The 18,043-nt window shown below is 69.9% G+C and carries 15 protein-coding genes; 8 read left to right on the forward strand and 7 right to left on the reverse strand.

What is annotated here, in order from left to right; translation table 11 throughout:
* Window positions 1-2 precede the first annotated feature (2 nt).
* The gene (locus tag JJL56_RS04765) at window positions 3-2,987 is read left to right on the forward strand and encodes a bifunctional [glutamine synthetase] adenylyltransferase/[glutamine synthetase]-adenylyl-L-tyrosine phosphorylase (protein WP_200484357.1); all 2,985 of its coding nucleotides are present in this window, start codon (window positions 3-5) and stop codon (window positions 2,985-2,987) included.
* Window positions 2,984-3,469 carry a thioredoxin-dependent thiol peroxidase gene (gene bcp, locus JJL56_RS04770; protein ID WP_200484358.1) on the forward strand — a complete coding sequence of 162 codons (486 nt, stop codon included), beginning with the start codon at window positions 2,984-2,986 and terminating at the stop codon, window positions 3,467-3,469. Before JJL56_RS04765 ends, bcp begins: the two co-directional genes overlap by 4 nt.
* 54 nt (window positions 3,470-3,523) lie before the next feature.
* On the opposite strand, the gene JJL56_RS04775 is transcribed toward bcp, so the two are convergent.
* Complete coding sequence (locus JJL56_RS04775; RefSeq protein ID WP_200484359.1) at window positions 3,524-4,519, reverse strand: glycosyltransferase family 61 protein; 996 nt, start codon at window positions 4,517-4,519, stop codon at window positions 3,524-3,526.
* 38 nt (window positions 4,520-4,557) lie between these two features.
* Window positions 4,558-5,205 (reverse strand): ParA family partition ATPase, encoded by a 648-nt coding sequence (parA, locus tag JJL56_RS04780; protein ID WP_200484960.1) that lies wholly within the window; start codon window positions 5,203-5,205, stop codon window positions 4,558-4,560.
* Window positions 5,206-5,316: 111 nt separating this feature from the next.
* On the opposite strand from parA, the gene JJL56_RS04785 reads away from it, so the two are divergent.
* The 3 genes from JJL56_RS04785 (at window position 5,317) to JJL56_RS04795 (ending at window position 8,671) form a co-directional block, all read left to right on the forward strand.
* Window positions 5,317-6,288 (forward strand): L-threonylcarbamoyladenylate synthase, encoded by a 972-nt coding sequence (locus JJL56_RS04785; protein WP_200484360.1) that lies wholly within the window; start codon window positions 5,317-5,319, stop codon window positions 6,286-6,288.
* 177 nt (window positions 6,289-6,465) lie between these two features.
* Entirely contained in the window at window positions 6,466-7,905 is a 1,440-nt protein-coding gene (locus JJL56_RS04790) for an FAD-binding oxidoreductase (protein WP_145622345.1), read from the forward strand.
* A 100-nt stretch (window positions 7,906-8,005) separates the two neighbouring features.
* Window positions 8,006-8,671, forward strand: coding sequence for a hypothetical protein (locus tag JJL56_RS04795; protein ID WP_200484361.1), 666 nt, complete (start codon window positions 8,006-8,008; stop codon window positions 8,669-8,671).
* A gap of 16 nt (window positions 8,672-8,687) precedes the next feature.
* Here JJL56_RS04795 and JJL56_RS04800 read toward each other — a convergent pair whose 3' ends face one another.
* Window positions 8,688-9,722, reverse strand: coding sequence for a lysozyme family protein (locus JJL56_RS04800; protein WP_145622349.1), 1,035 nt, complete (start codon window positions 9,720-9,722; stop codon window positions 8,688-8,690).
* 240 nt (window positions 9,723-9,962) lie between these two features.
* Here JJL56_RS04800 and JJL56_RS04805 point away from each other — a divergent pair, with 240 nt between their 5' ends.
* The 3 genes from JJL56_RS04805 to JJL56_RS04815 all read left to right on the forward strand — a co-directional run bounded on the left by JJL56_RS04805 (window position 9,963) and on the right by JJL56_RS04815 (window position 12,937).
* Window positions 9,963-11,762 (forward strand): acyl-CoA dehydrogenase, encoded by a 1,800-nt coding sequence (locus JJL56_RS04805; RefSeq protein WP_145622350.1) that lies wholly within the window; start codon window positions 9,963-9,965, stop codon window positions 11,760-11,762.
* Between the two features lie 135 nt (window positions 11,763-11,897).
* Window positions 11,898-12,575, forward strand: coding sequence for a hypothetical protein (locus tag JJL56_RS04810; RefSeq protein WP_200484362.1), 678 nt, complete (start codon window positions 11,898-11,900; stop codon window positions 12,573-12,575).
* 86 nt (window positions 12,576-12,661) lie between these two features.
* Window positions 12,662-12,937, forward strand: a complete 276-nt coding sequence (locus JJL56_RS04815) for a hypothetical protein (RefSeq protein ID WP_145622354.1) — start codon at window positions 12,662-12,664, stop codon at window positions 12,935-12,937.
* 6 nt (window positions 12,938-12,943) lie between these two features.
* On the opposite strand, the gene pcsA is transcribed toward JJL56_RS04815, so the two are convergent.
* The 4 genes from pcsA to JJL56_RS04835 all read right to left on the reverse strand — a co-directional run bounded on the left by pcsA (window position 12,944) and on the right by JJL56_RS04835 (window position 17,916).
* On the reverse strand, window positions 12,944-13,717 hold the full coding sequence (pcsA, locus tag JJL56_RS04820; RefSeq protein ID WP_247889199.1) for a phosphatidylcholine synthase: 774 nt from the start codon (window positions 13,715-13,717) through the stop codon (window positions 12,944-12,946).
* 81 nt (window positions 13,718-13,798) lie between these two features.
* Complete coding sequence (glcF, locus tag JJL56_RS04825) at window positions 13,799-15,145, reverse strand: glycolate oxidase subunit GlcF (protein ID WP_145622357.1); 1,347 nt, start codon at window positions 15,143-15,145, stop codon at window positions 13,799-13,801.
* Window positions 15,146-15,152: 7 nt separating this feature from the next.
* Complete coding sequence (locus JJL56_RS04830; RefSeq protein ID WP_200484363.1) at window positions 15,153-16,418, reverse strand: FAD-binding protein; 1,266 nt, start codon at window positions 16,416-16,418, stop codon at window positions 15,153-15,155.
* 10 nt (window positions 16,419-16,428) lie between these two features.
* Window positions 16,429-17,916 (reverse strand): FAD-linked oxidase C-terminal domain-containing protein, encoded by a 1,488-nt coding sequence (locus JJL56_RS04835; RefSeq protein WP_200484364.1) that lies wholly within the window; start codon window positions 17,914-17,916, stop codon window positions 16,429-16,431.
* Window positions 17,917-18,043: the final 127 nt, after the last annotated feature.

The following is an 18,043-nucleotide window of genomic DNA, read 5'->3' on the forward strand; positions in this document are numbered from 1 at the left end:
CCATGACCATTACGCTGCCGAAACCCTTCGACGCCGCCCTTGCCGACCGGGGGCTGGAGCGCTGGCGCCAGGAGGCGGCCAGCACCGGCGACGACGCCTTGCGCGCCTGGGCCGAGGCGTACGCCGATTCGCCCGAGGGCCGGGCGCTGATCGACGCGGTGTGCGGCAACAGCCCGTATCTCGGCCAGATCCTGACGCGCGAGCTGCCCTTCGTCCAAGGGATGGTGACGCAGGGGTACGACGGCGCCTTCGCGGCGCTGCTGCGCCGGCTGGAGGCGGACTGCGCGGAGGAGCGCAACATCGACCGGCTGATGACGGCCCTGCGCGTCGCCAAGCGGCGGGCGGCGCTGCTGATCGCGATCGCCGACATCACCGGCGCGTGGGAGTTGGAGGCGGTCACCGGCGCGCTGTCCGACATCGCCGAGACGTCGGTGCGGATGGCGGCAAACCACCTGCTGCGCCGCGCCGCGGAGGCGGGCACGCTGACGCTGCCGGAACCGCAGCGGCCATGGGTCGGGTCGGGCCTGATCGTGCTTGGCATGGGCAAACTTGGTGCGCGCGAGCTCAACTATTCCAGCGATATCGACCTGATCGTCCTGTACGACGACGCCGTCGTGCAAACGCCCCAGCCGGACAACCTCGCCCGCACGTTCATTCGTATCGCGCGCGATCTTGTCCGCATTATGGATGAACGGACCAAGGACGGCTACGTCTTCCGTACAGATCTGCGGCTGCGTCCCGATCCGGGTGCCACGCCGCTCGCGGTGTCGGTCTCGGCGGCCGAAATTTACTACGGCAGCGTCGGGCAGAACTGGGAGCGCGCGGCCATGATCAAGGCCCGCCCCATCGCCGGCGATCCCGAGGCCGGGGCGCATTTCCTGCGTTTCCTCGAACCGTTCGTGTGGCGGCGCCACCTCGACTTCGCGGCCATCCAGGACATCCATTCCATCAAGCGTCAGATCAACGCCCACAAGGGCCATCGTGAAGTGACGGTGAATGGCCACGACATCAAGGTCGGCCGCGGCGGAATCCGCGAAATCGAGTTCTTCGCCCAGACCCAGCAGTTGATCTTCGGCGGGCGCGACATCCGCGTGCGCATCGCCCCCACCCTGCTGGCCAACAAGGCGCTGTGCGCGGTCGGCCGCGTGCCGGAGGCGGCGGTGGAGGAGCTGGAGGAGGCCTACCGCTTCCTGCGCCGGGTCGAGCACCGCATCCAGATGACCGACGACCGCCAGACCCACCAGATCCCGGCGGACGACGAGGGGGTGGCCCATCTCGCCACCTTCCTCGGCTACGGGCGGGCGGAGGACTTCCGCGCCGACCTGCTGGCGCAGCTCGGCCGGGTGGAGGACCGCTACGCCGAACTGTTCGAGGAGGCGCCGTCGCTGTCCGGCCCCGGCAACCTCGTCTTCACCGGCACCGACGACGACCCCGGCACGGTGAAGACGCTGGCCGGCATGGGCTACCGCGACCCCAGCCGGGTCATCGCCGTGGTCTCCACCTGGCACCGCGGGCGCTACCGCTCCACCCGCTCGGGCCGCGCGCGGGAGCTGCTGACCGAGCTGGTGCCGGCGATGCTGAACGAGCTGGCCAAGACGCCCGCACCGGACGACGCGCTGGTCAAGTTCGACAGCTTCCTGGAACGGCTGCCTGCGGGGGTCGGGCTGTTCTCGCTGTTCATCGCCAACCCCTGGCTGCTCGCCCTGGTGGCGGAGATCATGGGCACGGCGCCGCAACTGGCCGAGACGCTGTCGCGCAACCCGTCGCTGCTCGACGCCGTGCTGTCGCCCGACTTCTTCGACCCGCTGCCCGACGCGGCGGGGCTGACGCCGGAGTACAAGCGGTTCATCGCCGGGGCGCACAATTTCGAGGACGTGCTGACCCTGTCGCGGCGCTGGACCAACGACCAGCGCTTCCGCGCCGGGGCGCACATCCTGCGCGGCATCACCGACGGCGACCGCTGCGGCCCCTTCCTGGCCGATCTGGCCGACGTGGTGGTGCCGGAGCTGGCCGCCCGCGTCGAGGAGGAGTTCGCCGCCCGCCACGGCCGCATCCCCGGCGGCGCCTGGGTGGTGGTGGCGATGGGCAAGCTGGGCAGCCGGCAGCTCACCATCACCTCCGACATCGACCTGATCGTGGTCTACGAGGTGCCGCCGGGAACCCGGCAGTCGGACGGGACCAAGCCGCTGGCCCCCAACGAGTATTACATCAAGCTGACTCAGCGCCTGACCAACGCCATCACCGCCCCGATGGCGGACGGGCGGCTGTACGAGGTGGACATGCGGTTGCGCCCGTCGGGCAACGCCGGGCCGCTCGCCACCGCGCTGGACGCCTTCACCGCCTATCAGGCCAAGGACGCCTGGACGTGGGAGCACATGGCCCTGACCCGCGCCCGCGTCATCGGCGGCGATCCGGCGCTGGCCCGCAAGGTCGAGTCGGCCATCCGCGGCGTGCTGACCGGCCCGCGCGACCCGGCCAAGGTGCTGTGGGACGTCGCCGACATGCGCCGCCGCATCGACAAGGAGTTCGGCACCACCAACCCGTGGAACGTCAAATACGCCCGCGGCGGCCTGATCGACATAGAGTTCACCGCCCAGTATCTCCAGCTCCGCCACGGGCACGCACACCCGGAAATCCTGTCCATCGCCACCAGCCGCGCCCTGCTCAACACCGCCGCGGCCGGGCTGCTGGCGCCGGAGGTGGCGGAGGAGCTGGTGGAGACGCTGAAGCTGTGGCGCCGGGTGCAGGGTTTCCTGCGGCTGACCACCGACGGGGTGCTCGATCCGCGGCAGGTGTCGCCCACGCTGCGGGAAGGTCTGTCCCGCGCCGCCTTCCCGGATGAGGAGCCGGCGGTTGACTTCGCCGCTCTGGACAGCAGAATCCGGGACATCGCCGCCCGCGCCCACCGCCATTTCGTGGCGCTGGTCGAGGAGCCGGCATCCAGGCTGCCTCCCCCAGAGACCAAAGAAGAAGCCAAACTCCCATGAGCGAAGCCCAGAACGCCGCCGCCATCGAGGCCGGCGCCCCCGCCCCGGACTTCACCATGCCGACCGACGGCGGCGGCAGCGTCACGCTGTCCGCCCTGCGGGGCAAGCCGGTGGTGCTGTACTTCTACCCGAAGGACGACACCTCCGGCTGCACGTCGGAGGCTTGCGGCTTCCGCGACCAGCTCCCGGACTTCAGCGGGCTGGACGCCGTCATCATCGGCGTGTCCAAGGACAGCGTGGCCAGCCACGACAAGTTCAAGGCAAAGTACGAGCTGCCCTTCACGCTCGCCTCCGACAAGGAGGCGGGCGTCGCCGAGGCCTACGGCGTCTGGGTCGAGAAGAGCATGTACGGCCGCAAGTACATGGGGCTGGAGCGCGCGACCTTCCTGATCGACAAGGACGGCATCGTCCGCAACGTCTGGCGCAAGGTCAAGGTCACCGGCCATGTGGCGGCGGTGCTGAAGGCGTTGCAGGCGCTGTAATCGTTTCGCGATGCGGTGGGGGACATCATCCCCACCGTTTCAGCCGACCCAGGTTCAACTGACGCCGACCCCGGCAAGGCATTCGCGCAACGCGTCGAGCGGAACGACGTAGTCCCGCTCGATGATGTCATGATGGCTGTCGGGCCGTTCCGGACAGGCGAGATCGAGATAACGCATCCCCCGCTGGGCGGCGAGATTTCCAAAGAAGGGTTGCAGAACGCGGCCACGAAGTTCGATCAGGGTCGCGCCCGCCGGAGCGAACAGGATGTTGGTCAAGGCCGCCCCGTGGCAGCCGACGACCAGCTCCGCCCCGCTGAACAGGGCGATCTGTTCCTCGAACGTGAGGCTTCCCGGATCGACGGCGAGGAAGCCCAGCGGCTCAAGCGCCTCCGCCACCTCGTCCTGATTCACGGCGAAGCGCTTGGTGGCGTTCTTTCGCAGAACGAACAATCGCTTTACGCCGGATGGCGTCGGCAGGACGTCGCGAGCATGGTTCAGGACCACGTTCCAGATCGCCACCGCTTGCGACCGCAACGGCAGCGGCACGAGGCAATCGGGATAGCTGCTCCAATCGCTCCGGCTGACATGGAGATCCAGCGCATCCAGCTTCAGCCCGGTCATGAAAAGACGCAGCGAGGCCGCCTGCCATGGGTTGGGCGTCCCATCCATGATGACCCGCCGCTCCGCACCGTCCGGGGCGAGCGCGCCGAAGACCAGACGCGGCAGGTAATCCAGACACCAATGGAAATAATTGTCGTTGCCGCCCATCGCCAGATACTTGCCGGGCGGCTCGGGCTCGGCGAGCGCCTGCAGGAAAACCGGCGAGGGGACCTGCCCCACCATTCCGTAGGCCATCTCATGGAACATGCCGAAATGACGGCGGAAGCAGCGCAGATCCGGCGTCACCGGGAACATCAGGTGGTTGTTCAGAACGCAGCGGTCGAAGACGGCCGCGACCGGGTTGCCGTCGCCGCCCCGCAGGAGGTGGCCGAGATGCGGGTTGGCCGTCAGATGCCCGACGAGATCGACGCTCTGAATTGTGCTGTCCATGAGGCCCCCATGCCGGCGTCCATGCAAGCGCCCCGGATTTATGCCGCCCGGCGCAAGATTTCCTCGGCCAACGCCTGCATCTCCGCCGCCGCCTGGGTCTTGCGCGCCGCCTCGGTCACCGACAGGCCGGACAGCAGGGTCCCGGCGTAGGCGGTGCGGTTGCCGATCTGCGCCTCCGCGAGGTCCACGGCCGGCGGGTTCACGAGGTCGCGCACCCGCACGATCAGCTCGTCCGCGATGCGGGCGCGCGGCGGCACGCGGTTCAGCACCAGCAGCAGGCGGCGCTTCTCCTGCAAGGCGAGGTCCAGCGTCGGCTGCACCGCCCACAGGTCCATCGGGCTGGGCTGCACCGGGGCGATGACGAGGCTGGCGGCGCGCACGGCGATCCGCGCCTCCGTCTGGGCGTGGGGCGGGCTGTCGATCAGCACGATGTCGTGGTCGCGGGTCAGCTTCTCGACCTCGGTCTGGGTGCGCCAGCCGGTGATCTGGACGTGGGTGAAGCCGGGTTCGCCGCCCGTGGCCTCAGCCCGCACCGCGTGCCAGCGGGTCAGGCTGCCCTGCGGGTCGATGTCCACCGTGGCGACCGACCGCCCGAGCTGCATCCAGGCGATGGCGAGATGGGCGACCAGCGTGGTCTTGCCGGCCCCGCCCTTCTGCTGAGCCACGGTGAAGACCTTGCCCGCCATGCCCGCACCCATCATTTGGTTGTTTATCGCGCACACCCGTCATAAGGCTTGGACAGAGCCGGCGCAACCGCGCGAATTGACTTCATCCTCCCACGCTTTACAAATCGCCCCGTGACCGACAAGCATCCCGACATCATCCCCGCCACGCCCGCCGGCCTCGCCCGCGCCGGCGAGGCCCTGCGCGGCGGCGACCTGGTCGCCTTCCCGACCGAGACCGTCTACGGCCTCGGCGGCGACGCCACCGATGACCGGGCCGTGGCTGCGATCTTCGCCGCCAAGGGCCGCCCGCAGTTCAACCCGCTGATCGCCCATGTGCCGGACCTGGAGTCCGCCGAGGCCATCGCCGTGCTCGACGAGCGCGCGGTGGAACTGGCCCACCAGTTCTGGCCCGGCCCGCTGACCCTGGTCCTGCCTCGCCGGGCCGAGGCCGGGCTGTCGCTGCTGGTGTCCGCCGGGTTGGACAGCGTGGCGGTGCGGGTGCCCGCCCACCCGGTGGCGCAAGCCCTGCTGAAGGCCGCCGGCAAACCGATCGCCGCGCCCAGCGCCAACCGCTCCGGCGCGGTCAGCCCGACCGCCCCCCACCACGTCATCCAGAGCCTGGGCGACCGGGTCAGCATGGTGGTGGCCGGCGGCAAGTGCCAGGTCGGGGTGGAATCCACCGTGCTCGACCTGACCGGCGCGACGCCGGTGCTGCTGCGCCCCGGCGCCGTGCTGCGCGAGGAGATCGAGCGGCTGATCGGCCCCATCCAGGTTTCCGCCGGCAATCCGGACGCCCCGAAGTCGCCCGGCCAGCTGGAAAGCCATTACGCCCCCAACGCCCCGGTGCGGCTGAACGCCACGAGTGCGGAGGAGGACGAGGCGTTCCTGACCTTCGGCCCCGACCGCTTCATCCGCGGCGGCAAGGCCCGGCTGAACCTGAGCCTCCAGGGCGATCTGAACGAGGCGGCGGCGAACCTGTTCGCCCACCTCCGCGCACTCGACCAGGAGGGTGCCCGCGCCATCGCGGTGATGCCGATCCCGGACGAGGGGCTGGGTGTAGCCATCAACGACCGGCTGCGGCGGGCCGCCGCGCCGCGGGGGTAGTGGTAAAACGGACGGCGAGGCGGTAAAAGTTCTGCGGTTTGCCCCCACCCTCCCGCTTCGCGGGTCCCTCCCTTCCCCGCTGTCGCAGGGGAGGGACAGAGAGCCCCCTCCCCTGCGACAGCGGGGAAGGGTTGGGGTGGGGGCAATGAGTCTCTCCAGCCCGTCCGGACCCCGCCCATGACCTCCGCCAGTCCTGCCGCCGCCAGCCTCGCCGCCGCCCTCGACCAGATCCGCGCCATCGTCGGCCCGAACGGCCTTCTCACCGCGCCGGAGGACATGGCCCCCTACCTGTCGGAATGGCGCGGGCGCTTCAAGGGCAACAGCCCGGCGGTGGTCCGCCCGGCCAGCACCGAGGAGGTCGCGGCGGTTGTGAGGATCTGCGCCGAGGCCGGCATCCCGGTCGTCCCGCAGGGCGGCAACACCAGCCTCGTCGGCGGCTCCATCCCCTACGAGGAGGGGCGCGAGATCGTCATCAGCCTGTCGCGGATGAACAGGATCCGCGGCATCGACACGCTGAACTACACCATGACGGCGGAGGCCGGCGTTGTGCTGAAGACCGCGCAGGAGGCCGCGAAGGACAAGGACCGCCTGCTGCCGATGAGTCTGGGGGCGGAGGGCACCTGCCAGATCGGCGGGCTGATCTCGACCAACGCCGGCGGCATCAACGTGCTGCGCTACGGCAACATGCGCGATCTCGTGCTGGGGCTGGAGGTGGTGCTGGCCGACGGGCGCGTCTGGAACGGCCTGCGGTCCTTGCGCAAGAACAACACCGGCTATGACCTGAAGCACCTGTTCATCGGGGCGGAGGGCACGCTGGGCATCGTCACCGCCGCGGTGCTGAAGCTCTACCCTCGCCCGCGCCAGGCGGAGACGGCCTTCATCGCCGTGCCCAGCCCCGCCGCCGCCATCGAACTGCTGGCCCGCCTGCGCGAGGCGTCGGGCGACGCCGTCGCCGCCTTCGAGCTGATGTCGCGCCGCTGCCTGGAATTCGCGCTCAAGCACGTCGCCGGCACCATCGACCCGCTGTCGGAGCCGTCGCCCTGGTACGTGCTGACCGAGCTGACCGCCGGCACCCAGTCCGACGCCTTCCGTGAGACGGTCGAGGCGGCGCTGGGCGAAGCCTTCGAGGCGGAGCTGGCCACCGACGCCACCATCGCCCAGTCGGAGACCCAGGCCAACCAGCTCTGGTTCATCCGCGAGGCCATCGTGGAGGCGCAGAAGTTCGAGGGCGGCTCGATCAAGAACGACGTGTCGGTCCCGGTGTCCCGCGTCGCCGAATTCATTGAGCGCGCCGAGGCCGCCGTGGCCGCGGCCTGCCCCGGCATCCGCCCCACCCCCTTCGGCCATGTCGGCGACGGCAACATCCACTTCAACCTCAGCCAGCCGGTGGGTGCCGACACCGCCGCCTACCTCGCCCGCTGGGACGAGATCTGCCATGTCGTGAACGAGGTCATCTTCGATCTGGACGGCTCCATCTCCGCCGAGCATGGCGTGGGCCGCTTCAAGAAGGACGAGATGCCGGTCATCAAGAGCCCGGTCGAGTTCGACCTGCTGCGCGCCATGAAGGCGGCGCTCGACCCCAAGGGCCTGCTGAACCCCGGCAAGATGCTGCCGTAAGGGGCGCTGCCCTAAGAGGTGTTCTGCCTGCCCCGTGCGACCTTTCGCGGTTCCGGCCTGTTCGTAGGAGTCGGTCGGTAACCGTGGAACGGAGGCGGCAATGCTTCTCGCGATGTCGGCGTGGATGCGCCTGATGCTGGGTGAGGCCGAGACGGCGCCGATGCCCGGCACGCCCACCACATGCGCCCTGCCGCCGGAGCGGGAGCGCATCCGGCAGGCGGTGCACGGGGCCGTGACCGCCCACCCGCTGCACCGCGAACTGGTCCACACCCACCGGCTGGGCGGCTGCCAGTATTACGCCTTCGCCGGGGCGATGCTGCTGGAGGCCCTGGGCCACGGGCGGGCCGAGGTCGCGCTGGGCCGCGTGGCGTTCCGCAAGTCCGATGCCCATGGCCGGGCGCGCTGGCTCGGCTATCCCGAGGCGACCGCCGACGTCCGTCCTCCCGACCCGGCGCAGCGGCGGCAGGAGACGGAGTCCTTCCCGTTCCATGCTTGGATTCGCCTGACCGGCCCTGGCGGGCGGCGGCTCCTGATCGACTTCGACCTGACCAACGTGCTGCGGGAGGTGCGGCTGCGCGAACCGCGCCATGCGCCGGGCCTGCGCCACCGGCCGCCGGCTTTCTGGGGAAGCGCCGCGGCGGCGCGCCGGGCGGGGTTGCGGTTCGAGCCGCACCGCCAATTGACCGCCGACGCGCTGCTGCCCGGCGACCGCCGGGTCTTCGCGGCCATCGCCGCGGAGGCCCGCGAGCGGCTCAAGGACGCTTAGCCCGACGTTCCGCCGGTCAGGCCGCCTTGCTCGTCTCCGCTCCAGCCGCAGTCCCGGCTGACGTCCCCTGGCCGATCACCTTGGACAGGCCAAGCCCGAGGCCCAGCCCGGTGTGCTCGTTCTGATCCGTGCGGACCGGTTGGTCGCGCATGCGGCGGTTGTCCTTGTCCTCGCCGTCCGGACGGCGGCCGCGTGCGGGCCTGCCGGAGATGCTGTCCACCTCATCCGGAGTCTCCAGGGCGTTCAGCGCCAGCACATGGTAGATCGACAGCGGCGTGCCGTTCAGCGCCTTCTGCGGCATGCTGGGCACCTGGGTGGTGAAGCCATCCGGCATGTCCTGGCGGCGCACCCGGTCGATGGCGGTCTGGGCCGGCGCGAAATCGGCGGCGGGCGTCTCCGCGAACTTCGTCGCGAAGCGGTCGTAGATGTCCTTCAGCGATTTGGCCCGGCCGGTGTCCTTGTCGAAGAACACCGCCTTGTTGGCCGAGGCGGCGTCGGGGAACAGCTCCTTGGCGGCGCGGTTGGGGTTGTCCTGCATGGCGGTCAGGAACTTCGACGCCCCGCCCGCCCCGAGGAAATGCGCCATGTAGAGTTCGGTGGACCCGACCTTCCCTTTGACCGTGTCCTCCAGATACTCCTTGTTGTCGCGGGTGTATTCCGCGGCCATTAGGGCCGAGGCGTTGGGGTCCTTGCGAAGGTCCAGGATCTCGCGCTTCAGGTCGGGATCGGTGACGTAGGGGCGCCCGTCGCCGCGCGTCTGGATCGCGTTGGCGTATTTGGCGTAGCCATGGTCCGCCCCATGGTCGCGCATCGTCGCCAGCCACGTGCTGTCGATGAACTGGTAGAGCCCGGTCGCCGAGGAGGAGGAGGACTTCACGTCCGTCCGGTACCCGCTCTCCACGGCAGCTTTTTCCATGAGGTAGGAAAAATCGACCCCGGTCTTGGCGCTGGCGTTGCGGACCGCCTTCTCGACATTCTCCGGCCCACGGGTGGTCTTCGCGGCCTGGACGGCGGATTCGGCCTGACGGGCAAGGGCGGAGGCGATGGTCATGGGAGGAACCCCTGTGAGCGGTGCTGCCCCACTTATGCAACCGCGATGCCAAGTCCGGTCGCCTCTCCTGCGTCGCAGGCGCGCTGTTCGCGCCGCAACCCAGACACCAATATCCATGTCCGTCCGGAACACTCGCCACGCACCATTCGGTACGGTATGGTGACGCGCACGTAAGCCGCCCAAGAAGCATTCACGCGCAATCGGGCACGCACAATCGGGTCACGGGAGGCCGCTCCATCCATGATTCCCTACACCGCTCCGGTCGATGACCTCCGCTTTGTCCTGAACGAGGTGGTCGGCCTCGAAACGGTCGCCGCGCTGCCGAACTGCGATTCGGCCGCCCCCGATCTGGTGGACGCCGTGCTGGAGGAAGCCGGCAAGTTCGCCTCCGGCGTGCTCGCCCCGCTGAACCGGGTCGGCGACAAGGAAGGCTCGGTGCTGGAAAACGGCGTGGTCCGCACGCCGACCGGCTGGAAGGACGCCTACAGCCAGTTCATCGAGAGCGGCTGGAACAGCCTGCCCTTCGAGCCGGAGTATGGCGGGCAGGGCCTGCCATGGACCGTCGCCTTCGCGGTGAACGAGATGTGGCAGGCGTCGAACCTGTCCTTCGGCCTGTGCCCCCTGCTGACCCAGGGCGCCGTCGATCTGCTGACCGAGCACGCCAGCGCGGAGCAGAAGGCGCTCTATCTGCCGAAGATGATCGCCGGCACGTGGAACGGCACCATGAACCTGACGGAGCCGCAGGCCGGCTCCGACCTCGCCGCCGTGCGCACCCGCGCGGTGCGGGCCGAGGACGGGACCTACCGCATCACCGGCCAGAAGATCTTCATCACCTACGGCGAGCATGACCTGACGGACAACATCGTCCATCTGGTGCTGGCCCGCCTGCCCGACGCGCCTCCGGGCATCAAGGGCATCAGCCTGTTCATCGTGCCCAAGTTCCTGCCCAACGCGGACGGCACGCCGGGGGCGCGCAACGACCTGCGCTGCGCCAGCCTGGAGCACAAGCTGGGCATCATGGCCAGCCCCACCGCCGTGATGGCCTTCGGCGACGACGGCGGCGCCACCGGCTTCCTGGTCGGCCAGGAGAACCGCGGCATCGAATACATGTTCACCATGATGAACAACGCCCGCCTCGGCGTCGGCATCCAGGGCGTGGCGATCGCCGAGCGCGCCTACCAGCAGGCCCGCGACTACGCCAAGGGCCGCGTGCAGAGCAAGGATCTGGCCGACCCGAAGGGCTCCGGCGTCGCCATCATCCGCCACCCCGACGTGCGCCGGATGCTGTTGGACATGCGGGCCAAGACGGAGGCCGCCCGCGCGCTGGCGCTCTACGCCGGCACCCAGCTCGACGTCTCCCGCCACCACGAGGACGCCGCGACCCGCGCCGCCGCGACCGCCCGCGTGGACATCCTGACCCCCATCGTGAAGGCGTGGAGCACCGACATCGGCTGCGACGTCGCCTCGACCGGCGTGCAGATCCACGGCGGCATGGGCTTCATCGAGGAGACCGGCGCCGCCCAGCATTACCGCGACGCCCGCATCACCCCGATCTACGAGGGCACCAACGGCATTCACGCCAACGACCTGACCTTCCGCAAGACCGGCCGCGACGGCGGCGAGTCGGCCCGGACCTTCATCGCGGAGATGCGCGCCACGGTGACGGAGCTGGAGAGCATCCCCGGCGACGACATGGAGGCGATCCGCACCAACCTGTCCGCCGGTCTGGACGCGCTGGAGCAGGCGGTGGCCTGGGTGGTGAAGACGCAGGCCGACGGCGACCTGCGCGCCGCCGCGGCGGGGGCGGTGAACTATCTGAAGCTGTGGGGCACGGTGGCCGGCGGCTGGATGCTCGCCCGCTCCGCCGCGAAGGCGCTGGAGGGGCTGCGCCAGCCCGGCGCCAACGCGCCCTTCCTGGAGGCCAAGCTGGTCACCGCCCGCTTCTACGCCGAGCAGATCCTGGCCCAGGGGCCGGGCCTGCTGCTGCCCATCCTGACCGCCCACCGCACGGTCATGGCGCTGAGCGAGGATCAGTTCTGAACGGGGCCATGCCCCACCATCGTGGCGGTTTGGTCACAGTCAGCTGAAACGCGGCCGGCGCCCCACGCCGGCCGCAACCTTTGCGGTTGGTCCGCGTTCCCCGTTCGATCGAGACGTCTCAAGGGGAAACGCCGCATGCGCACCGCCGCCCTTCTCGCCTTCGCCCTCGCCGTTGCCGGAGCCTCCGCCGCGACCGCCCAGACCATGGATGGTCCGGTCGAGTCCCCCTTCCATGTCGGCGCGCAGGCCAGCACGCTCGGCCTGGGGTTGGAGGCCGGCTATCGGGTGAATCCGATGTTCGGGCTGCGCCTGGGCGGCAACATGTTCACCTTCAGCACCGACCGCGGCATTTCCGGCGTCGATTACGACCTGGATGTGAAGCTGCGCAGCTTCGGGGCGGTGCTGGACGTCTATCCCGTCGCCGGTACCGGCTTCCGCATCAGCGGCGGCGCGCGGATCAACTACAACAAGGCCGACCTGACCGGCACCCTGTCCGGCCCGCGCAGCTTCGGCGGGGTGGTGGTCACGCCGCAGCAGGCCGGCCAACTCGACGGCGAAGCCAAGTTCGACCGCTTCGCCCCCTATGTCGGGGTCGGCTACAACGGCACGGTCTTCAGCCCGAACTTCAGCGTCGGCGTGGATCTCGGCGTGCTGTTCCAGGGCAGCCCGCGCGTCAGCCTGACCGCCCCTGGCGCGGCGACCACGCCGGCCATCGCCGCCGTGCTGGAGGACCAGCGCCGCGAGGTCGAGGATTCGATCCGCGCCGCCCGCTTCTGGCCGGTGGTCGCCATCACCGCCTCCTACCGCTTTTGAGGAAGACTCCCCTTTTGATGGAGGGCGGGCACAAAACGCCCCCGTGAACCGTTACGCCTCCATGGATCAACTGTGGAGACCAGTCCATGGCTCGTCGTAACGGGATTCGCACCGCTGTCCTTGCCCTTCCGCTCCTCGCCCTGCCGCTGCTGGCCGCCTGCGACGACCAGCAGTCGGCGGAGAAGACCGGCCAGGAGATCGGGCGCACGGTGGACCAGACCGCGGAGCGCGTGGGCGAGGCCGCCAAGGGCATCGGCGCCGAAGCGGGCCGTATGATGCAGGACGCCGGGGCGGCCATCCAGCAGAAGGCCCGCGACGCCAAGGACGACATCAACCGGGAGACCGCCCCCGAGAAGCCCTGAGGCGTTTTACGCCTCGGCCGGTCCGCGCAGCGTCCGCCACAGGCAAATCGCGGCGTAATAGGCGCTGCTGGCCAGCCAGACGTACCAGACGGCGTCGGGCCGGTCCGGATGGAGGACCACCAGCGCCGCGCTGGAGGCCAGCCAGGCCCCGCTGACCAGAAGATTCAGGCGCATCCAGCGGCGCACCCGGAAGGGATGCAGGAACTTGACCGTCGTGAAGGTCAGCAGGCCGAGGATGAGCACCACCGCGGTGTTGATCCACGGGTCGAGCGCGAGAAGCCACAGATAGAGGGCGACCACGTTCCAGATCGCCGGAAAGCCGACGAAGTAGTTGTCGCCGCTTTTCATCCCGGTGTTCGAGAAGCAGTAGAGCGAGGTCATCATGATGAAGGCGGCAAGCGCCACGCCGAACCCGTCGGGCAGCAGGCCGAAGCGGTACAGGAAGACCGCCGGAACGACGACGTAGGTCAGATAGTCGATCACGAGGTCCAGCGCCGACCCGTCGATCCCCGGCAGCACCTCCTTCACCGAGGCGCGTCGGGCCAGCGTGCCGTCCACCCCGTCGACGACCAGCGCCAGCCCGAGCCAGCCCAGGCACGCCTTGGCCTCACCATTGACCGCGGCGAGCAGCGCCAGCAGCCCCAGCACCACGCCGCTGCCCGTGAAGGCGTGCACCCCCCAGGCCGACAGACGCCGTACGATCCCGTACCCACCGTCCTGGCGGTGGCTATCGCCCCCGAGACCGCCTTCCTTCAAACCGCCCTTCAAACCGGAGTCCACTGGATGCCTCATCGTCCCGTTGGCGCCAACCTAGCCATACGGCGCGAAAAGTCCAAGCGGGTCGGCGGTCCCTCTTCCAGCCTACTCCGCCGCGCGCACCGCAGCACCCGGCGCCTGGGCAGGACCGGCGAAGGCCGGACTGTCCCGCAGCGCGTCGGGCTTCGGGCCGCCGGTCGCCCAATCCAGCAACTCGACCGTGTGAACGACGGGCAGCCCGGTCCCGGTGGCGATCTGGGTGATGCAGCCGAGATTGCCGGCGGCGATGGCGGCGGCCTTCGTGCTCTCGATGTTGCGGACCTTGCGGTCGCGCAACTGCATGGCGATCTCCGGCTGAAGCATGTTGTAGGTGCCGGCGGAGCCGCAGCAGATGTGCGCCTCCGGGATCTCCTTCACCTGGAAGCCGGCGCCGTGCAGCAGATGGCGCGGCGGGTCCTTGATGCGCTGGCCGTGCTGCATGGAGCAGGCGGAGTGGTAGGCGATGGCCTGCCCCGTCTCGATCACCGGGGCGGACAGCCCGATCTCCGCCAGGAACTCCGTCACGTCGCGGGCGATGGCCGCCACGCGCAACGCCTTGGGCGCGTATTCCGCGTCCTCGCGGAACTGGAAGGCGTAGTCCTTCACCGTGGTGCCGCAGCCCGAGGTGTTGACGATGATGGCGTCCAGCCCCTCCCCGTCCATCTCGGCGATCCAGGCGTCGATGGTCTTCCGCGCCGCGGCGTCGCTGAGGTCGGTCTTGCCCATGTGATGGGTCAGGGCGCCGCAACAGTCGGCCCCCTTGGCCACCACCACCTCGACCCCCTGGCGGTTCAGCAGGCGGATGGTCGCCTCGTTGATCTGCGGGGCCAGCACCTGTTGGGCGCAGCCGACCAGCAGGGCGGCGCGCTTGCGGCGCGGCCCGACCGCCGGATGGCTGCCCGGACGGTCGCTGTGGCTCGGCCCCGGCACCGACTTCGGGGCCAGCGCCAGCAATGCGCCGAGCCGCCCCGGCAGCAGACCGGCGAAGGGCTTGCCGAACCAGGCGGCGATCAGGGCCAGCCGGAACAGCCGCGGGTTCGGCAGCACGCGCGCCAGCAGGGCGCGGATGGCGCGGTCGGCGGGCGGGCGGGCGTGGGTCGCCTCGACATGGGCGCGGGCGTGGTCGACCAGATGCATGTAGTTGACGCCCGACGGGCAGGTCGTCATGCAGGACAGGCAGGAGAGGCAGCGGTCGATGTGCTTCACCTGATGCTCGGTGGGCGGTCCGCCCTTCTCCAGCATGTCCTTGATCTGGTAGATGCGGCCGCGCGGGCTGTCCAGCTCGTCGCCCAGCAGGACGTAGGTCGGACAGGTCGCCGTGCAGAAGCCGCAATGGACGCACTTGCGCAGGATCGCTTCCGAGTCCCGGTAGTCGGCGTTGGCGAGCTGGGTGAGCGTGAAGTTCGTCTGCATGGATGCCTTACACTCCCGCGTGCATGCGGCCGGGGTTCAGGATGCCGCAGGGGTCGAAGCTCTCCTTCACCCGGCGGCTCAGCGCCATCACCGTGTCGGGCAGCGGATGGAACACCTCCGTCGTGGTCCGCACGTCCTCGGGCGCACGCACCAGCGTCGCGTGGCCGGCGGTGCCCAGCGAGCCGCGGATCGCGGAGGCGGCATCGGGCGTCGGCGCCACCGCCGCCCAGATCAGCCCGCCACCCCAGTCGAAATACAGTTCAGCGTCCAGCGCCCAGCGGATCGACTCCGCCACGCGCGGCCCTTCGGAGGGTTGGACGGAGATTTTCCAGACATGGCGGGAGATGTGGCGGGAGTCGTCGCCCCCACCCCGGCCCTCCCCCGCTGACGCAGGGGAGGGAGCGGGGCCAAAATACGCCACGTCCCGAACCTCCCTCCACACCGCCCGCGACTCGTCCTGATCCAGCACGGCGTCGGCGCCAAGCTCCTCCGTCAGCGCGGCGACGCGGGCCGTGACGGACGGGCCGAAGCCTTCCACCCGCACCAGGGTCACCGCCCCGCCCACCGCGGCGACCGCCCCCACATCGGACCGCGCCGCCACGGCGGCCGGCAGATGGGCGGCGCCGGACACGTCGTAGGGGCTCTGCAGCGCCGCGGTCAGCGCCGCCACGGCCTGACGGTCCTCGCGCCCGGCCAACAGAAGCGTTCGAACGTCCTCCGGCGCCGGCAGCACCTTCACCGTCAGCTCGGTCAGAGCGGTCAGCGTGCCGAAGGACCCGGCCATCAGCTTGGGCACGTCGTAGCCGGTGACGTTCTTCACCACCTTGCCGCCGCCCTTGTAGAGGTCGCCGCGCCCGTTCACCCCCGCGATGCCCAACGTGTGGTCGCGGGCGGAGCCGGCGCTGATGCGCCGCGGCCCGGCCAGCCCGCTGGCGACCACCCCGCCCAGCGTCCCCTGCCCCTCCGGTTGCCCGAACAGCGGGCCGAGGTCCTGCGGCTCGAAGGCGAGCTGCTGCCGCCGCTCCGCCAGCATCGGCAGGATCTCGGCCATCGGCGTGCCGGCCTTGGCGGTCAGCACCAGCTCCTCCGCCTCGTAGGCGACGACTCCGGACAGGCCGGACAGATCGAGTGTGTGGGCGGCCTGGATCGGACGCCCGAGGCCGCGCTTGGACCCCGAACCGGCGACGTCCAGCGGCGTCCCTTCCGACAGGGCCCAGCGCACCGCGTCGGCGGTCTGGGCCGCCGAATCGGGCTTGATGGTGGTCACGGTCATAACGGCTCCCTCAGAAGCGGGGAATGTCCGGGAAGCGCAGCTCCCCCTTGTGGATGTGCACGCGGCCCAGCTCGGCGCAGCGGTGCAGCTTGGGGAAGACCTTGCCGGGGTTCAGCAGCCCGTCGGGGTCGAAGGCGCATTTGATCCGCTGCTGCTGATCGAGATCGACCTCGTCGAACTGGTCGGTCATCAGGTCGCGCTTCTCCACCCCCACGCCATGCTCGCCGGTCAGCACGCCGCCGACCTCGACGCACAGCCGCAGGATGTCGTTGCCGAAGGCCTCCGCCCGCTCCAGCTCGCCCGGCTTGTTGGCGTCGTAGAGGATCAGCGGGTGCAGGTTGCCGTCCCCGGCGTGGAAGACGTTGGCGACCCGCAGGGCGTAGCGGTCCGACATCTCCTGCATGCGGTGCAGCACCAGGGGCAGCGCCTTGCGCGGGATGGTGCCGTCCATGCAGTAGTAATCGGGGCTGATGCGTCCCACCGCCGGGAAGGCCGCCTTGCGCCCGGCCCAGAAGGACAGCCGCTCCTCCTCCGAGGTCGAGACTCGGGAGTAGCAGCAGCCCTTCGACCGCGCGATCTCCGCCACCCGGTCGATCAGATGGTCGACCTCCGCCGCCGGACCGTCCAACTCGACGATCAGCAGCGCCTCAACGTCCAGCGGGTAGCCGGCATGGACGAAATCTTCCGCCGCGTGGATGGCCGGCCGGTCCATCATCTCCATGCCGCCGGGGATGATCCCCGCGGCGATGATGGCGGCCACGCAGTCGCCGCCCTGCTCGCTGGTCGGGAAGCCGATCAGCACGGCGCGGGCGGTGGCCGGCTTCCTGAGGATGCGCACCGTGACCTCGGTCACCACGCCGAGCAGCCCTTCGGAGCCGGTGACGACGCCCATCAGGTCGTAGCCGCCGGCGTCGAGATGCTTGCCGCCCAGCCGCAGGACGGTGCCGTCCATCAGCACCATCTCCAGCCCTAGGACGTTGTTGGTGGTCAGCCCGTATTTCAGGCAATGCACCCCGCCGGAATTCTCCGCGATGTTGCCGCCGATGGTGCAGGCGATCTGGCTGGAGGGATCGGGCGCGTAATAGAAGCCCTCATGCGCCACCGCGTTGGAGATGCCGAGGTTGGTCACCCCCGGCTGGGTCACCACGCAGCGATTGGCGAAGTCGATGTCGAGGATGCGGTTGAACTTGCCCATCCCCAGCAGCACGCCGTCGGCCAGCGGCAGCGCACCGCCCGACAGGGAAGTGCCGGCGCCGCGCGGCACCACCTTTACCCCCATCGCCTTGCAGGTCCTGAGCACCCGGCTCACCTGCTCCACCGTGCTGGGGAGCACCACGACCATGGGGAGCTGGCGGTAGGCGGTCAGCCCGTCGCATTCATAGGCGCGCAGTTCGCTTTCGTCGGCGATCACCCCCTCGCCGGGCACGATGGCCCGCAGCGCTGCGATGATCTCGCGGCGGCGCGCGATGACGCCGTCGTCGGGCGCGGGCATCCGCATGGCCGGCCGTCCTCCCCCGTGATTCGCACCGGTTGGTTCCGGATGCATTCCGTAACCAGTGGTATCATTGCCGGCGGGACGCGCACAAGCCGGTGAGGGATCGGCCAATGGGCGAACCGATCCCCCA

This window comes from Azospirillum aestuarii, from assembly GCF_016632405.1.
In the GTDB taxonomy this organism is placed as follows: domain Bacteria; phylum Pseudomonadota; class Alphaproteobacteria; order Azospirillales; family Azospirillaceae; genus Azospirillum; species Azospirillum aestuarii.

Excerpts from the sequence above, each read along its gene's own strand:
- JJL56_RS04830 (WP_200484363.1), bottom strand. The coding sequence starts at position 16,418 with ATGACCGTGACCACCATCAAGCCCGATTCGGCGGCCCAGACCGCCGAC.
- JJL56_RS04815 (WP_145622354.1), top strand. The coding sequence starts at position 12,662 with ATGGCTCGTCGTAACGGGATTCGCACCGCTGTCCTTGCCCTTCCGCTC.
- JJL56_RS04805 (WP_145622350.1), top strand. The coding sequence starts at position 9,963 with ATGATTCCCTACACCGCTCCGGTCGATGACCTCCGCTTTGTCCTGAAC.
- glcF (WP_145622357.1), bottom strand. The coding sequence starts at position 15,145 with ATGCAGACGAACTTCACGCTCACCCAGCTCGCCAACGCCGACTACCGG.
- JJL56_RS04795 (WP_200484361.1), top strand. The coding sequence starts at position 8,006 with ATGCTTCTCGCGATGTCGGCGTGGATGCGCCTGATGCTGGGTGAGGCC.
- JJL56_RS04800 (WP_145622349.1), bottom strand. The coding sequence starts at position 9,722 with ATGACCATCGCCTCCGCCCTTGCCCGTCAGGCCGAATCCGCCGTCCAG.
- bcp (WP_200484358.1), top strand. The coding sequence starts at position 2,984 with ATGAGCGAAGCCCAGAACGCCGCCGCCATCGAGGCCGGCGCCCCCGCC.
- JJL56_RS04835 (WP_200484364.1), bottom strand. The coding sequence starts at position 17,916 with ATGCGGATGCCCGCGCCCGACGACGGCGTCATCGCGCGCCGCCGCGAG.
- JJL56_RS04790 (WP_145622345.1), top strand. The coding sequence starts at position 6,466 with ATGACCTCCGCCAGTCCTGCCGCCGCCAGCCTCGCCGCCGCCCTCGAC.
- JJL56_RS04810 (WP_200484362.1), top strand. The coding sequence starts at position 11,898 with ATGCGCACCGCCGCCCTTCTCGCCTTCGCCCTCGCCGTTGCCGGAGCC.
- JJL56_RS04765 (WP_200484357.1), top strand. The coding sequence starts at position 3 with ATGACCATTACGCTGCCGAAACCCTTCGACGCCGCCCTTGCCGACCGG.
- parA (WP_200484960.1), bottom strand. The coding sequence starts at position 5,205 with ATGGCGGGCAAGGTCTTCACCGTGGCTCAGCAGAAGGGCGGGGCCGGC.
- JJL56_RS04775 (WP_200484359.1), bottom strand. The coding sequence starts at position 4,519 with ATGGACAGCACAATTCAGAGCGTCGATCTCGTCGGGCATCTGACGGCC.